Source organism: Chryseobacterium sp. JK1 (assembly GCF_050632815.1).
In the GTDB taxonomy this organism is placed as follows: domain Bacteria; phylum Bacteroidota; class Bacteroidia; order Flavobacteriales; family Weeksellaceae; genus Chryseobacterium.
Map to the genome: position 1 here is coordinate 1,553,288 of NZ_JBODRU010000001.1, position 14,575 is coordinate 1,567,862.

The 14,575-nt window shown below is 37.5% G+C and carries 16 protein-coding genes; 13 read left to right on the top strand and 3 right to left on the bottom strand.

Translation table 11 applies throughout. The features are described from left to right. Positions 1-100 precede the first annotated feature (100 nt). Positions 101-499: a VOC family protein gene (locus ACQ76T_RS06970; protein ID WP_431342597.1), complete on the bottom strand. Its 399-nt coding sequence runs from the start codon at positions 497-499 to the stop codon at positions 101-103. Positions 500-575: 76 nt separating this feature from the next. Between ACQ76T_RS06970 and ACQ76T_RS06975 the strand changes: the two genes are divergently transcribed. Then, on the top strand, positions 576-1,748 hold the full coding sequence (locus ACQ76T_RS06975) for an MFS transporter (RefSeq protein ID WP_431342598.1): 1,173 nt from the start codon (positions 576-578) through the stop codon (positions 1,746-1,748). 6 nt (positions 1,749-1,754) lie between these two features. Further along, positions 1,755-2,504: a DeoR/GlpR family DNA-binding transcription regulator gene (locus ACQ76T_RS06980; protein WP_431342599.1), complete on the top strand. Its 750-nt coding sequence runs from the start codon at positions 1,755-1,757 to the stop codon at positions 2,502-2,504. Positions 2,505-2,557: 53 nt separating this feature from the next. Here ACQ76T_RS06980 and ACQ76T_RS06985 read toward each other — a convergent pair whose 3' ends face one another. Further along, the gene (locus ACQ76T_RS06985) at positions 2,558-2,950 is read right to left on the bottom strand and encodes a Fur family transcriptional regulator (RefSeq protein ID WP_422692387.1); all 393 of its coding nucleotides are present in this window, start codon (positions 2,948-2,950) and stop codon (positions 2,558-2,560) included. 88 nt (positions 2,951-3,038) lie between these two features. Between ACQ76T_RS06985 and ACQ76T_RS06990 the strand changes: the two genes are divergently transcribed. The 11 genes from ACQ76T_RS06990 to ACQ76T_RS07040 all read left to right on the top strand — a co-directional run bounded on the left by ACQ76T_RS06990 (position 3,039) and on the right by ACQ76T_RS07040 (position 13,711). Continuing rightward, positions 3,039-3,377 (top strand): MerC domain-containing protein, encoded by a 339-nt coding sequence (locus ACQ76T_RS06990; protein ID WP_431342600.1) that lies wholly within the window; start codon positions 3,039-3,041, stop codon positions 3,375-3,377. Between the two features lie 11 nt (positions 3,378-3,388). Further along, on the top strand, positions 3,389-4,588 hold the full coding sequence (locus tag ACQ76T_RS06995) for a GTP-binding protein (protein ID WP_431342601.1): 1,200 nt from the start codon (positions 3,389-3,391) through the stop codon (positions 4,586-4,588). A 76-nt stretch (positions 4,589-4,664) separates the two neighbouring features. Continuing rightward, positions 4,665-6,059: an alkaline phosphatase gene (locus ACQ76T_RS07000; RefSeq protein WP_431342602.1), complete on the top strand. Its 1,395-nt coding sequence runs from the start codon at positions 4,665-4,667 to the stop codon at positions 6,057-6,059. A gap of 200 nt (positions 6,060-6,259) precedes the next feature. Next, entirely contained in the window at positions 6,260-6,874 is a 615-nt protein-coding gene (locus ACQ76T_RS07005; RefSeq protein WP_431342603.1) for a TetR/AcrR family transcriptional regulator, read from the top strand. A gap of 70 nt (positions 6,875-6,944) precedes the next feature. Continuing rightward, positions 6,945-8,234, top strand: a complete 1,290-nt coding sequence (locus ACQ76T_RS07010) for a TolC family protein (RefSeq protein ID WP_431342604.1) — start codon at positions 6,945-6,947, stop codon at positions 8,232-8,234. A 15-nt stretch (positions 8,235-8,249) separates the two neighbouring features. Next, the gene (locus ACQ76T_RS07015) at positions 8,250-9,182 is read left to right on the top strand and encodes an HlyD family secretion protein (protein ID WP_431342605.1); all 933 of its coding nucleotides are present in this window, start codon (positions 8,250-8,252) and stop codon (positions 9,180-9,182) included. Between the two features lie 50 nt (positions 9,183-9,232). Then, positions 9,233-10,147 carry an ABC transporter ATP-binding protein gene (locus ACQ76T_RS07020; RefSeq protein ID WP_431342606.1) on the top strand — a complete coding sequence of 305 codons (915 nt, stop codon included), beginning with the start codon at positions 9,233-9,235 and terminating at the stop codon, positions 10,145-10,147. Between the two features lie 10 nt (positions 10,148-10,157). Further along, entirely contained in the window at positions 10,158-10,901 is a 744-nt protein-coding gene (locus tag ACQ76T_RS07025) for an ABC transporter ATP-binding protein (protein WP_431342607.1), read from the top strand. A 16-nt stretch (positions 10,902-10,917) separates the two neighbouring features. After that, positions 10,918-12,024, top strand: a complete 1,107-nt coding sequence (locus ACQ76T_RS07030; protein WP_431342608.1) for an ABC transporter permease — start codon at positions 10,918-10,920, stop codon at positions 12,022-12,024. After that, positions 12,021-13,145 (top strand): ABC transporter permease, encoded by a 1,125-nt coding sequence (locus tag ACQ76T_RS07035; RefSeq protein ID WP_431342609.1) that lies wholly within the window; start codon positions 12,021-12,023, stop codon positions 13,143-13,145. The genes ACQ76T_RS07030 and ACQ76T_RS07035 overlap by 4 nt, the downstream gene beginning before the upstream one ends. Before the next feature lie 77 nt (positions 13,146-13,222). Next, positions 13,223-13,711 carry a hypothetical protein gene (locus ACQ76T_RS07040; RefSeq protein ID WP_431342610.1) on the top strand — a complete coding sequence of 163 codons (489 nt, stop codon included), beginning with the start codon at positions 13,223-13,225 and terminating at the stop codon, positions 13,709-13,711. A 50-nt stretch (positions 13,712-13,761) separates the two neighbouring features. Here the strand turns inward: ACQ76T_RS07040 and ACQ76T_RS07045 are convergent, their stop codons facing one another. Further along, complete coding sequence (locus ACQ76T_RS07045) at positions 13,762-14,574, bottom strand: anti-sigma factor (protein ID WP_431342611.1); 813 nt, start codon at positions 14,572-14,574, stop codon at positions 13,762-13,764. Position 14,575: the final 1 nt, after the last annotated feature.

Genomic DNA, 14,575 nt, shown 5'->3' on the forward strand with positions numbered 1-14,575 from the left:
TACCGATTCTGAATAACGACAAAGAAAAGGCAGCTGTTTATTTTCCACTGTTTTTACTGAAAAAATGATTTTTTTTCTCCTTCTGACTCCTTTTATTTTCTTATACTGTAATTTCAATCCAATTCCCTTCAAGATCTTCTATGACACTTTCATAATATCCGTCTCCTGTAACTCTGGGCTCCCCAACAATTTTATAACCATCGTGACGGAGTTTTTCCGTAATATGATCTACAGATTCCTCACTTCCTACTGAAAAAGCAATATGTGCATATCCTTTCATAAAACCTCTGATATTTTTGTTTTCAGGAATATCCGGGCGTTTCATCAGCTCTAACCTCGCTGAAGAATCATCTGAAAAGGTGAGAAAATACGACTCATACTTTTTGGCAGAGTTTGTATATTTCTTATTACTGTTCATTCCAAAATAATTGATGTAAAATGTTTTCATCAATTCTAAATCGTTGCACCAAATCGCATAGTGGTCAATTTTAATGTTCATTTCAATTCTTATTTTTAAATTTTATTTTGCAATATTATGCAAATTTGCATAATATTGCAAAATAAAATAATTAATTATGATCGATAAAAAAACGGTTAATGCTAAAAGAGCCACCCAATTTATATTTCTCATTTGCGGGTTGGGAATAGCAAGCTGGGCACCTATGGTTCCTTTGGCAAAAGACAGATTAGGATTAAATGAAGCAGATTTGGGACTGTTACTTCTTTCACTAGGGATGGGTGCATTGGTAACAATGCCGTTGACAGGGATTTTCATCAGTAAATTGGGAACAAGAAAAGTAATTATGGGAAGTGTTTTATTTGCCGCACTGTTACTTCCTTGTTTACTGATCATTTCCAATATTTATCTTATGGCATTAGCACTTTTTGCATTTGGATGCAGCATAGGAGGGATAGATGTTGCGATGAATGCTCATGGAGTTCAGGTACAGAACAGTTATGGAAAACCTATCATGTCTTCATTACATGGTTTGTTCAGTGTTGGTGGGCTGTTTGGGTCTTTGGGATTAGGATTTTTAATTAAAATGGGACTGAATCCTATTCATGCGGCGATTACCATTTCTGTATTACTCATCTTATTATTAATCTTTCAGTATAGAAATCTGTTTAATTATTCAACAGAAAAAGGCATCATCATGAAGTTTTCTCATGTGGATGAAGAAAAAGCAGTTTCCAGTCGTTTTCAGTGGTTCAATTCAAGTGTTTTATTGCTGGGACTTATGTGTTTTATTGTATTTCTTTCTGAAGGAGCAATGTTGGACTGGAGCGCTATCTTTTTAAGAGATAATAAAAATATCGATCCTGAATTCTCAGGAATCGGATATGCTTCTTTTTCTGTGGCTATGGCTGTTATGAGGCTTACCGGAGATTCTATTGTAAGTAAGCTAAGTGGTAAAACAGTTGTGATTGCAGGAAGTATTCTTGCCTCTTTGGGGATCTTTATTCTGACTTTCAGCCCGTGGTTGATTTTGTCTCTTACAGGGTTTATTTTTCTTGGAATGGGAGCCGCTAATATTGTTCCTGTCTTTTTCAGTGTAGGAGGGAAGATCCCGGGATTATCACCTACCGTTACCATTCCGGTGATTACTACGATGGGATATGCAGGACAGCTCGCAGGACCGGCTTTATTAGGCTTTATTGCTCATCATTTTTCTTTGACAATAGCTTTTGAAACCATAGCTTTGCTGTTTATTGCAGTTGCTGTTATTTATAAACTAAGGAAATCATAAACGATCATGTTAAAAGAAGAACGTTTCGAGACCATCATTAGCCAGTTAAAAGAGAAGAATAAGGTTAAATTTGAAGAACTTGCCTTATTACTTCGCGTGTCTGAAGATACCATCCGAAGAGATATTGATGCTCTGCACCGGAACGGATTATTATCAAAAGTAAGAGGAGGGGCTATATTGCGGGAAAAAGATCCGTTATCTTTTCAGGATAGGCAGTCGTTTCTAACCAAAGAAAAAGATATTATCGCCCTTAAAGCTCAGCAATTTTTAAAAGATGGAATGACTGTTTTCATGGACGGAGGAACAACCGTATGCGCTGTCACCACTTATATGCCTTTGGATATAAAACTGAGAATTATTACCAATAATTACTCATTACCCGCCATACTCAGTAAATTTAAGAACATTGAACTGGTAATGCTTGGAGGAATTTATCATCATGATTTGGCTGTAACGATAGGGACAACCACCTGTAATGAGGCTTCGCAGTACATTGCCGACCTTTTTATCATGGGAACCTGCGCCATTGATGTAGATTTTGGAATCTCTGCCACAGCTATTCCGGATGGAGAAACGAAAAAGGCAATGGCTCAAGCATCCAAAAAAGTGATGGCTTTAGCTAACCGAAATAAGCTGCGCCGCACAGAAGCTTTTAAAGTATGCAATATTCATGATATCGAAAGCCTGATCACAGATCTGGACTCCAACGATCCGGAACTTGAACCTTTCAGAAATACAGGTATTCAGATTATCTAATTTCAATCCTTCCAACTTTGGAGGGATTTTTTTTGATAAAAAATTTCTTTCCTTTATTGTGACACTGCACATTTTGGGCAGATTCCACTGATGATAAAATTGTATTCCTGGGCAATAAAATGTTCAGGTAGACTGATTTCCGGGATGGCATTTTCAATACAGGTCACAGAATGACATTCTTTACAGTTAAAATGTACGTGGTTATGAAAATGCTGTTCACTTGTACATTTTCCGATACATTTAGCGAAGTTAACAACTCCGTCGATATTTACAATTTTATGAATAGCTCCTTCATTTTCAAGTCTTTCCAGAACTCTGTAAATGGTAACTCTATTGCAAAGATCTCCTAATTTTTTCTGAATATCAGAGTGGGTAAGAGCAACCTCAGATTCATTAATCAGATTTAGAATTTCAGTTTTTGCGTGTGTATTTCGTACTTGTTTCATTTTTTAATGCAACAAAGTTGCGTTATTTAAAAATTATTGTCTACTTTTGCAACAAAGTTACGATAACAAATTTAAATCCCATTCTTTAATGAAATCAAAAATATTAGATACCATAGGAATTTCTGCGGCAGTTTTATGCCTTATTCATTGTATTATTTTTCCATTACTGATGGTTATTCCACTGGGAATCTCTCACAATCCTTATATAGACCTTGCTTTTTTGCTCATCGGGGCTGTAGTTGTTTTCAGAATCACCAGACAGATATCCAGTCGTTGGCTGAAATTTCTATTCTGGACTTCTATAGGCTTAATATTGATCTCCGTAATGGCAGATTTTATATTTGAAGTACATATCCCTTTAATTTATGCAGGGGCAGCGGGACTGATTGCCGGCCACATTATCAATTTCAAAAATCATAAACACTAATTTTTAAAGATATGACTAAACTTCCTGTAACAGTATTGAGCGGTTTTCTGGGGGCCGGAAAAACCACTTTGCTGAATCATATCCTCCACAATAAAGAAGGATTAAAGGTAGCCGTAATTGTTAATGACATGAGCGAGATTAATATTGATGCCCGTCTGGTAGAAAACCAGAATACTCTTTCCCGAACGGAAGAAAAACTGGTAGAAATGAGCAATGGATGTATTTGCTGTACCCTCCGGGAGGATTTGATGGAGGAAGTTGAGCGCCTGGCTCAGGAAAATCGTTTCGATTATCTCCTGATCGAGAGTACAGGAATCAGTGAGCCGGTTCCTGTAGCGCAAACTTTTTCCTATATAGATGAAGAAAGTGGGATTGATCTTTCCCGTTTCAGCTATGTGGATACTATGGTAACGGTAGTGGACTGTTTCAATTTTATGAAAGATTTCGGTTCAAGTGAGCTTCTGCTGGACCGGGAGTTAACTGATATGGAAGGAGATTACAGAACTATTGTCAACCTTTTGACCGATCAGATTGAATTTGCCAACGTCATTATTCTGAACAAAACAGATCTTGTAGATCCTGAAACGCTGGGTTTCTTACAGTCAGCTATATATAAATTAAATCCAGAAGCAAAGATTTTACACTCAGAATTTAGCCAGGTGGATATCAGGGAGATTATCAATACCAAACTTTTTGATTTCGATAAAGCCCAGGCTTCAGCGGGATGGCAGAAAGAGTTGCAAGGAGAAACGCATACTCCTGAAACAGAAGAATATGGAATTGGTTCTATGGTTTTCAGACACAAAAGACCATTTCATCCTACCAGGCTCTGGAAATATCTCAATGAAAACTATCCTGAAGGTATATTCAGGGCAAAAGGTTTGTTCTGGCTGGCTTCCCGTCCGAATGATGCTCTCAATTTCTCACAGGCAGGAGGTTCTTTCCGCCTTGAAAAAGCTGGAGTTTGGTGGTGTAGCATGCCAATGAGCCAAAGGGCACAGTATGCTTCTTTCATAGAAAACCAGGATTTTATAGAAAGCAGATGGGATAAAGACTGGGGCGACCGCATCAACGAACTTGTCTTTATCGGGCAAAATCTGGATAAAGATCAGATAGAAGAAGACCTTGAGAAATGCCTTATCAGCGATTATGAAAAAGATTTTTTTAAACAGGGACGCGCTTTTCAGGATCCTTTTCCCAACAATATTTAAAGTTAATGTTTAATTAATGCAACAAAGTTTCGATAATTAAATAAATAAAATAACTTGCATCATATTTTGTAATAAAATGGATAGAAGAAAATTTCTAAAAGGTTCAGCATTGCTTTCCGGAGTATTGACAATATCTCCCTTTGAGTTATTCAGCTCTAAAGAAAAGGCCAGTTCAAATATAGCAGGTAAAGCCAAAAATATCATATTCATGGTTAGCGACGGGATGAGTCTTGGGACCCTTTCTATGGCAGATCTGTATTCCCGAAATATTTTAGGAAAAGGAAGTAACTGGATGAATCTTTATCATGATAAAAAAGTTTCACGGGCATTGATGGATACAGCTTCAGCGAGTTCTATTGTGACCGATTCTGCTGCAGCAAGTTCTGCTTTTGGAGGAGGAATAAGAGTAAAGAATGGTGTGCTGAACATGGGTGCTAATGGAGAAAAACACCTTCCAATCTGGCAAAAGTTTAAAAAAGCAGGTAAAAAAACAGGCTGTGTTACAACGGTAACCATTACTCATGCTACACCGGCAGGTTTCTGCGTTAATTCAGCACAGAGAAATGCTGAACCAGAGATCGCGGAGATGTATGCCGATCTTGAAATTGACGTACTTATGGGCGGAGGAGATGAGTTTTTTAACCCTGAAAAAAGAGAAGATAAAAAAGACATGTACGCTGTGTATAAGAAAAAAGGGTATCAAATCCTGAAAAACAGCCGCGATCTGAAAAATATAACCCAGAAATCAAAAACTCTTGGGATTTTCAACACCGGAGCTTTACCTTATTCTATAGACAGAACAAATCTTTCGGATTTTAAGGAAACTCCAACTTTAGCTGAAATGACCAAAGCAGCGATTGCTCAGCTAAAAGATCATCAAAATGGTTTTGTACTTCAGGTAGAAGGAGGAAAGGTTGACTGGTCTGCTCATGCCAATGATGTGGCAGCTCTTATACATGATCAGCTGGCTTTTGATGAAGCCGTGAAAGCTGCCATAGATTTTGCAGAAAAAGATGGAAATACATTGGTTATCATCACTACAGATCATGGAAATGCCAATCCGGGAACCATCTATGGAAGTGAAGCTACGAAAGGTTTTAACAGTATTTCTGATTATCAATATACCAATGAATACCTCCTCAATAAGATCCACAAGGACTTTTCTATGAAAGATATTAAGGACTGGGTTTATACAGGAAATAAAATCACCTTAACTGATGATGAAGCTAAACACCTACTAAGTTTCTATAACGGACTTGAAAAAGAGGAAGGTCTGTACAATTATAAAAAGCTTCCTTTTAAAATATACTCTGAAATTCAGAAAAAGCATAATTCCGTAGGCTGGATCAGTATGGATCACTCAGGAGATTATGTTGAAGTGGCCGCTTTCGGTCCAGGCAGTGAGCTTTTACAGCCCTTTGTAAAAAATACAGATCTCCATTATCTGATGCTGAAAGCCTCTCAAATATAACAGACACATTTTTTTAAACACATTATACATTTTTAACAGATTTTTTGAAGCAGAGCGGATATTATTCGCTCTGCTTTTTTTTAATAATAAAATATTGTATAATATTGATTTACATCAGTTTAATTTTTAATCAAATGATTAAAATAATTGATTAACTTATTGATATTGTTTTTATATTTGTAAAAGAAATTGAAAAGGGAATGAAGAAAATAGATGCCAGTACAGAAGAAAAAATTAAAAATGCTGCCCGTACTGTATTTTATAAAAAAGGATTTGCAGCAACCCGAACGAGAGACATTGCGGAAGAAGCAGGAATTAATCTGGCATTGCTCAATTATTATTTCCGAAGCAAGGCAAAACTGTTTGAAATCATTATGATTGAAACCATGTCAGGTTTTTTTAAGAATTTGATGATGGTACTGAACCGTAAAGAAACAACTCTTGATGAAAAGGTAGAACAGGTCGTACATCGGTATATTGATCTTATCATTAAAGAACCGGAAATTCCAACCTTTATCATTAGTGAGCTTCGTAATAATCCGGATCTTTTACTGCAAAAAATTCCTTTAAAAGAAGTCATACAAACTTCTGAGTTTTTGAAACAATACCAGGAATCTGTACAAAAAGGGGAGATTAGTGAACCCAACCCGCTACATTTCCTCATCAATATATTAGGTCTCACGGTTTTCCCTTTCATTGCTAAACCCATGCTTTTGGGAGGCAGTCAATTAAATGACAACGAGTTTGAAAACCTTATGCTGGAACGCAAAAAAAAGATCCCCATCTGGGTAAAAGCGATGATGGTAGCAGGATAGTTTTGAATCAACCAGTAAATGATTTAAAGAAAGGCTGCAATTGATGTTTAACTTCAAATGATCAATTCTTATGTATAGAAATTTTAATATACGCTGGCTTGCAATCGTATTTTTGAGTGGAACACCTTTTATTTCCTTACAGGCTCAATCGGTAAAGCTGACTCTCGACGAATGTTATCGTCTATCGAAAGAAAATTATCCCATGGTCAGAAAGCTTGGTATTATCTCAAAAACAAAAGATTATACAATCGAAAATGCCAACAAAGGATATTTGCCACAAATTTTCTTTTCAGGGCAGGCTACTTATCAGTCTCAAACGATTAATTTCTCTGATGCTCTGGGAGCGCTTCCTATAAGCACATCATTGCCTTCATTAAGCAAAGATCAGTATAAAATTCAAGGTGAAGTAGACCAGATATTGTATGATGGAGGAATCATTCGCAATCAGAAAGAGCTTACGAAAGCCAATACGGAACTGCAAACCCAGAACATAGAAACCAGCCTTTATGCATTAAAACAAAGAATTAATACCCTCTTTTTTTCAATCCTTCTGTTGGATGAACAGGCAAAGCAAAATATAATTAAAAAGAATAGCCTCCAGACCCAGGTTCAAAAAGCGGAAGCATCCCTGAAATATGGAACCGCATTCCGCAGCAATGTTGATGAACTGAAAGCAGAGGTTGTGAACACCGATATGGAAGGAACAGAGTATGCTTCCAATCGTGCTGCTTATCTTAAAATGCTTTCCTTATTTATTGGCAGAAATGTTTCAGATTCGTCAGAGCTTGAAGTTCCTGATCAGGAGATTTTACCTTCAGACATAAACCGACCGGAGCTGAAAGTTTTTGAGCTTCAAAAGTCTGTTTATACGCTTCAGAAAGAACAGCTTACCTCTGATTTTATGCCGAAAGTAAGTGCTTTTTTCCAAGGTGCGTATGGCAGACCTACTCTTAATATCATTGAAAATAAATTCGGACCATGGTTTGTAACCGGAGTTAGATTCAGCTGGTCACTGGAAAGCTTATATACTTTTTCTTCTAAAAAAGAAATTTTGGAACTCAACAGAAAAGCAACCGATGCAGATCAGGAAACATTTTTACTCAACACACGAATGGACCTGGCACAGCAGGAAGAAGGAATTAAAAAGTACAATGAGCTGCTTGAACAGGATAAAACGGTAATCGCTTTACGCCAATCTGTTACAAAATCTGCAGAAGCTCAGTTAGCTAATGGTGTGATTACCACTCACGAATACATTCAGAAACTTAATGCTGAACATCTTGCAGTTCAGATGATGATTCTTCATCAAATCCAATTGCTGCAGGCAAAATATAATCAGAAATTCATATCCGGAAATTAATAATCCATCAATCCCATGAAAAAAATTATCATTACCATAAGCACTTTTATTCTGTTGGCAGGATGTCAACAAAAAGACAATTTTGATGCATCGGGAAACTTTGAAGCAGACGAAGTTATTGTTTCAGCGCAACAAAATGGAGAATTAATGGCTTACTCGGTACAGGAAGGCGCCCAACTTAAAGCAGGCGCAACAGTAGGGCAGATTGATGTGAAAATGGCAACATTGCAAAAAGAACAGGCAGAAACTACCATTAAAGCCCTTCACGAAAAAACAAGCAATACCAACGAACAGGATCTGCTGGTAAAAAAGCAATTGGCAGTACAGGAAGCGCAACTGGATCAGCAGATTCATGAAAGAACAAGAACCGCTAATCTGGTAAAATCTGATGCTGCAACACGCAAACAACTGGATGATATAGATGCGGCCATTGTACAGCTGAAAAAGCAGATTTCTGTAACGAGACAACAGCTTTCTGTGAATAATTCTAACAACAGTACTCAAAACCGCAGTGTTTTAAGCGAAAAGGCTCCTTTGGAAAAAACGGCAGCCCAGTTTCAGGAGCAGATTAATAAAGGAACGATTGTCAATCCCATTAACGGAACTGTTCTGGTAAACTATGCCTTAAAAGGAGAAATGCAGGTGATTGGAAAACCATTATACAAAATTGCAGACGTCAGCAGCTTAGATTTAAAAGCGTATATCACGGGAACCCAGCTTCCACAGATTAAGCTTAATCAAAAGGTAAAAGTAAGGATTGATCAGGGAGATAAAGGATTTAAGGAGTATCCTGGAACCATTGTCTGGATTTCCGAAAAATCTGAATTTTCTCCAAAAACTATTCAGACCAAAGATGAAAGGGCTAATCTCGTATATGCCATTAAAATAAGCGTTAAAAATGACGGTTATTTAAAGATAGGAATGTATGGAGAAGCCTTATTCAAATAGAAAAAATACTCTGGCTTTTACTTCTGATATATAAATTTCAATGATTAAAAATGCACTCTGTTACTGTACAAAATATTATAAAAACCTATAATGGCGTAAAAGCTGTGGATGATGTTTCTTTTGATGTAAAAAAAGGGGAACTGTTTGGGCTTATTGGTCCGGATGGAGCTGGGAAAACATCGCTGTTCCGTATTTTAACAACTCTTATTCTTGCTGACAGCGGAACTGCCAGTGTGGAAGGACACGATGTTGTAAAAGATTACCAGACCATCCGAAACAAGGTAGGCTATATGCCTGGGAAATTCTCATTATACCAGGATTTGACTGTAGCCGAAAACCTGAACTTCTTTGCCGCCATTTTTGAAACTTCTATTGAAAAAAATTATGATCTTATCAAAGATATCTATGAACAGATTAAACCATTTAACAACCGCAGGGCAGGTAAGTTATCCGGCGGAATGAAGCAAAAGCTGGCATTATGCTGTGCCTTAATCCATAAACCGGAAGTCTTATTTTTAGATGAACCTACTACAGGGGTTGATGTTGTTTCCAGGAAAGAATTCTGGGAAATGCTTGGCAAGCTCAAGCAGCAGGAAATTACGATTATCGTTTCCACCCCTTATATGGATGAAGCCAAACTTTGTGACCGGATAGCTTTGATTCAAAACGGTAAAATAATGTCTGTCAATGAACCTAAAGCTATTATTAATAATTTTCCCAAGACTCTTTTTGCCATCAAAAGCAGGAATATCTATCAATTATTAGAGAATCTCCGCACAGATAAAGCCGTTGAAAGCTGTTATGCTTTTGGAGAATACCTTCACCTCACTTTATGGATTGAGGGGAATGAACAGACTGTAAGAAATATAGCAGCACAATACCATCCGAAAGAATTGGAAGTTATAAAAATTACGCCCAACATTGAAGACAGCTTTATAAGACTGATGCAGGAACAAACATTATAAAAGAAATACCATGGAATCTAAGGCAATTATCTGTAAAGATCTTACCAAGCAGTTTGGAGACTTCAAAGCGGTGGACCGTATTTCTTTTGAGGTAGATCAGGGAGAAATATTTGGGTTTCTTGGAGCAAACGGTGCAGGCAAAACTACTGCGATGCGTATTTTGTGCGGACTTTCTTATCCTACCTCCGGAACGGCATTGGTAGCCGGTTTTAATGTTTATAAGCAGCAGGAGCAGATTAAAAAGAATATTGGCTATATGAGTCAGAAATTCTCTTTATATGACAACCTTACCATTTTGGAAAATATTGAGTTTTATGGAGGGGTATATGGCGTTTCGCGGTCAGATATAAAAACGAGAAGCAGCGAACTGGTTTCCACGTTAGGATTAGAAAATGAAGCTAAAAAACTGGTCGGAGCATTACCTCTGGGCTGGAAACAGAAACTCGCCTTTTCCGTGGCCATTTTTCACAGACCTAAAATCGTATTTCTTGATGAACCTACAGGAGGTGTAGATCCTATCACAAGGAGACAGTTCTGGGATATGATTTATCGGGCTGCTGCAGACGGAATTACGGTCTTTGTGACGACCCATTATATGGATGAAGCGGAGTACTGCAATCGCATTTCAGTGATGGTGGATGGAAGAGTAGAAGCAATAGACACTCCAGCCAACCTTAAAAAACAGTTCAATGTTCATTCTATGGATGAAGTATTTTACGAATTGGCAAGAGGTGCTCAAAGATCAGGAGACTAGTAAAAACGGAAAGAAAATGAAACAATTATTCGTATTCATCAGAAAGGAATTTTACCATGTATTCCGGGATCGCAGAACTTTGCTGATTCTCTTTGGTTTGCCGATTGTACAAATCATTCTTTTCGGCTATGCTCTGAGCAGTGAGGTAAAAAATATTGGTATTGTTGTATTGGATAACGCTCACGATGTTCAATCGGAACAGATGATCTCCAGAATAGCCACCAGTCGATATTTTAAAATGCAAAAGCAAGTGCTGAATTATCCTGATATCGAGAAAGAATTCAGAAAGGGAAACATTAAATGTGCGGTCATATTTCCGACCCGCTTTGGAGCCGACCTTTACAGCAGTACAGGAGCGAGAATTCAGATCATAGCAGATGCTTCAGATCCTAATACTGCAACAATACTGACCAATTACCTAAATGCTATTATAGCAGATTATCAGCAGCAGCTTAATCCTAATATAAGACCTTCCTATCAGATTATTCCGGAGCTCAGACAGCTTTACAATGCTGATCAGAATGGCTCTTTAAACTTCATCCCGGGAGTCATTGCTTTGATATTTATGATTGTAAGTACGGCCCTAACTTCTGTCGCAGTCGTTCGGGAAAAAGAAATGGGAACCATGGAGATTTTATTGGTCTCTCCGTTCAAACCGGTTATGGTACTTATTGCCAAAGCCATCCCTTATCTGGTGCTTTCTCTTGTTAATTTTATTATTATTCTTTTTCTTTCTGTCTATCTGCTTCATGTAGAAATTCGGGGAAGTTTGCTACTGTTATTTGCAGAAAGCATTCTTTTTATTATCACCTGCCTTTCATTAGGGTTACTAATTTCTAATGTCACCAATTCACAGCAAACGGCGATGCTGATCTCCATGATGGGGATGATGCTTCCCACATTATTGCTGACAGGCTTTATGTTTCCGGTAGAGAATATGCCCTGGGTTTTTCAAATGATTTCAAGAATATTACCCTCCCGATATTATTATGATATTGTAAAAGCAGTCATGCTGAAAGGTCTCGATTTCAGTTATGTATGGAAGGAAACACTTGTTTTATTTGGGATGTCGGTCGTATTACTGACTCTTGCTTTAAAGAAATTTAAAATCCGTCTGTCATGAAAATAATGAGATTTATCTTGAGGAAAGAATTCCGGCAGATATTCAGGGATAAAACGATCCTGGCCATGATGTTTGTAATGCCTACGGTACAGCTCATTATTATGCCGCTGGCTGCTAACTTTGAAGTAAAAAATATTAAGGTAGCCTATGTAGATCATGATCATAGCAGCTATTCTCAGAAATTACTTCATAAAATTGGTTCATCAGGGTACTTTAAGCTCATCGGAGACCCGGATTCTTATAAAAAAGGACTGCAGATGATTGAAGAAGGTTCCGCAGATCTTGTCCTTGAAATTCCTCCAGGATTTGAAAGAAATCTTGTTCGGGAAGGCAGTCAGAAGCTCAATCTTTCCGTAGATGCTATTAATGGAACAAAGTCTTCTGTAGGAGGGAGCTATCTGCTTTCAGTGATCAGTGATTTTAATAATAATCTCGACATCAATATTAAATCTCCCCAGGGAAACAGTACTGTTTCTACGGCAAAAATAGGTACAGATACCATCAATTGGTACAATATAAAAGCAGAATATAAATATTATATGGTTCCCGGGATATTGGTGCTTCTGCTGACCTTAATCGGAGGATTTATAACCGCTTTAAATATTGTAAAAGAAAAAGAAATCGGCACTATAGAACAGATTAATGTAACGCCTATCAAAAAGTGGCAGTTTATACTGGGAAAACTGATTCCGTTCTGGATTGTCGGGATGATCGTTTTCACTATTGGACTCATTGTAATGTATATTATTTATGGTATTTTTCCGGAAGGGAGTCTTTTAACACTTTATCTGTTTGCAGCCATTTATCTCATTGCTTTATTAGGATTGGGATTACTTATTTCAACATTTGCTGACACGCAGCTACAGGCTATGTTTATTGCTTATTTCTTTATGATGGTATTCATGCTTATGAGCGGTTTTTTCACGAATATGGAAAGTATGCCGGACTGGGCAAGAACGGTTTCAAATTTCACCCCTGTTACACATTTTATTAAGGTAGTCCGCTTAATTGTACTGAAAGGAAGCCATTTTTCTGAAGTTAAAAACGAGTTTTTTTATCTGATAGGATTTGCGTTTGTCTTAAACGGTCTGGCCATTTTCAATTACAGAAAGACCAGTTGATTAAAATTCATATAAAGGTATAGGGTAGGCATTTAATTAAAAAAAGGTATATTTACATACACCAAAAAATTATTAATATGTCATTCATAACACCAGAAGGAGCCCATAAGGCCCAGCTCGATTTATCGGATAGAACTACGGTTGCCAATGCACTTCTTGCAGGCGCTGAAAGTATTTCAAAATACAATACAGGAGTATGCCATGATGCAGTTGCCTACGCTTTATATATGCGTGGAGCCAGAATAAGCCCAACCGAACTCGCAGAATCTGCCGGACAGAGGTGGCTTCATAAATTTAATTATCTGGGAGGTCAAAAATGGAACGGATATTCTGTAATTCCTAAAGGAAAAGCAATTGGATTTTACAGGCTTATCGATAAAACGTTCTTTCATTCTGCCATTACTACGGGTAATATCAATGAAATTCGTTCTGTAAACGGATTTAAATTAGGATCTGCCTGGGATATTCCGGTCAATATGAAATATGCGTTGGGGAAAATGAATCCCGAAGATGGAACATTTATGTACGACGGAACAAAAATCGAAGTATATATCTCTGATTTATAAATATCTTAAAGACGCAACAATCTTCTGATCTATTGAAAAATGGCTGGAAATTAAACTCCTCCCATTACATACATATTCTCCATAGTAGGTTCTTTGCTTCCACCTTCTTTTTCAAGGGTTATAGCAAAAGCCTGCGCATTAGGAATCTGTGCCAGTGCGATCAGACTGTCTTTGTTGTCCGAATAAAGACCTGCATTCACAGGTTTTCCGTCTGTTATAGCCCAGAGCTGATACTGCATTCCGGTAGGAGCTTTGGGTAAACTTTCGGCATTAAGATAGACCTCTTTTGTTTTTTTATCCCAAAATACCATCGCTTTGGAGTCGGTATGCTTTTCAACTCCCTTCAACATTACCATCTGCATATCAGGATTGGAAAACATTCCTATTTTCTGATTCATTTTTTGCATTTCGGTATCCTGAAGCTGCTTTTCCGTATTCATTTCTGCAATTTCTATTTTTCTTTCAGCTTCTTCCCTCATCCAGAACATATTGCCTGCAATGCTTAGAATCAGAATTACAGAAGCGGCAATAGCCAGATTTTTCCAGATATTACCTTTTCCTTCAATTTTAGTTTCTTCCTGAGCTTTGTTAGAAGGTATATCCAAAGCAATAACCGGCTGAACTTCTTCTTCAACCTGTTGTTCCTGAATTGTATTCCAGATCTTTGATCTTAAATCATCTGGAGGTGTTACAGCCTGTGCCGTAGCAAGATTTTCCAAAGTTTTCTGAGCTTCTTCTACAGCTTCTTTTACTTCAGTATTATTCTTCATCACACACTCCAAAATACCAGCTTCTTCAGGAGAAGCATGGCCTAGAATATAAGACTCTATGATTCCGGATGATATGTATTCTTTAGTGTTCAAT

Coding starts and splice junctions, on each gene's coding strand:
- ACQ76T_RS06970 (WP_431342597.1), bottom strand. CDS start 499: ATGAACATTAAAATTGACCACTATGCGATTTGGTGCAACGATTTAGAA.
- ACQ76T_RS06995 (WP_431342601.1), top strand. CDS start 3,389: ATGACTAAACTTCCTGTAACAGTATTGAGCGGTTTTCTGGGGGCCGGA.
- ACQ76T_RS07040 (WP_431342610.1), top strand. CDS start 13,223: ATGTCATTCATAACACCAGAAGGAGCCCATAAGGCCCAGCTCGATTTA.
- ACQ76T_RS07015 (WP_431342605.1), top strand. CDS start 8,250: ATGAAAAAAATTATCATTACCATAAGCACTTTTATTCTGTTGGCAGGA.
- ACQ76T_RS06980 (WP_431342599.1), top strand. CDS start 1,755: ATGTTAAAAGAAGAACGTTTCGAGACCATCATTAGCCAGTTAAAAGAG.
- ACQ76T_RS07030 (WP_431342608.1), top strand. CDS start 10,918: ATGAAACAATTATTCGTATTCATCAGAAAGGAATTTTACCATGTATTC.
- ACQ76T_RS06990 (WP_431342600.1), top strand. CDS start 3,039: ATGAAATCAAAAATATTAGATACCATAGGAATTTCTGCGGCAGTTTTA.
- ACQ76T_RS07020 (WP_431342606.1), top strand. CDS start 9,233: ATGCACTCTGTTACTGTACAAAATATTATAAAAACCTATAATGGCGTA.
- ACQ76T_RS07000 (WP_431342602.1), top strand. CDS start 4,665: ATGGATAGAAGAAAATTTCTAAAAGGTTCAGCATTGCTTTCCGGAGTA.
- ACQ76T_RS06975 (WP_431342598.1), top strand. CDS start 576: ATGATCGATAAAAAAACGGTTAATGCTAAAAGAGCCACCCAATTTATA.
- ACQ76T_RS07035 (WP_431342609.1), top strand. CDS start 12,021: ATGAAAATAATGAGATTTATCTTGAGGAAAGAATTCCGGCAGATATTC.
- ACQ76T_RS07025 (WP_431342607.1), top strand. CDS start 10,158: ATGGAATCTAAGGCAATTATCTGTAAAGATCTTACCAAGCAGTTTGGA.
- ACQ76T_RS06985 (WP_422692387.1), bottom strand. CDS start 2,950: ATGAAACAAGTACGAAATACACACGCAAAAACTGAAATTCTAAATCTG.
- ACQ76T_RS07005 (WP_431342603.1), top strand. CDS start 6,260: ATGAAGAAAATAGATGCCAGTACAGAAGAAAAAATTAAAAATGCTGCC.
- ACQ76T_RS07010 (WP_431342604.1), top strand. CDS start 6,945: ATGTATAGAAATTTTAATATACGCTGGCTTGCAATCGTATTTTTGAGT.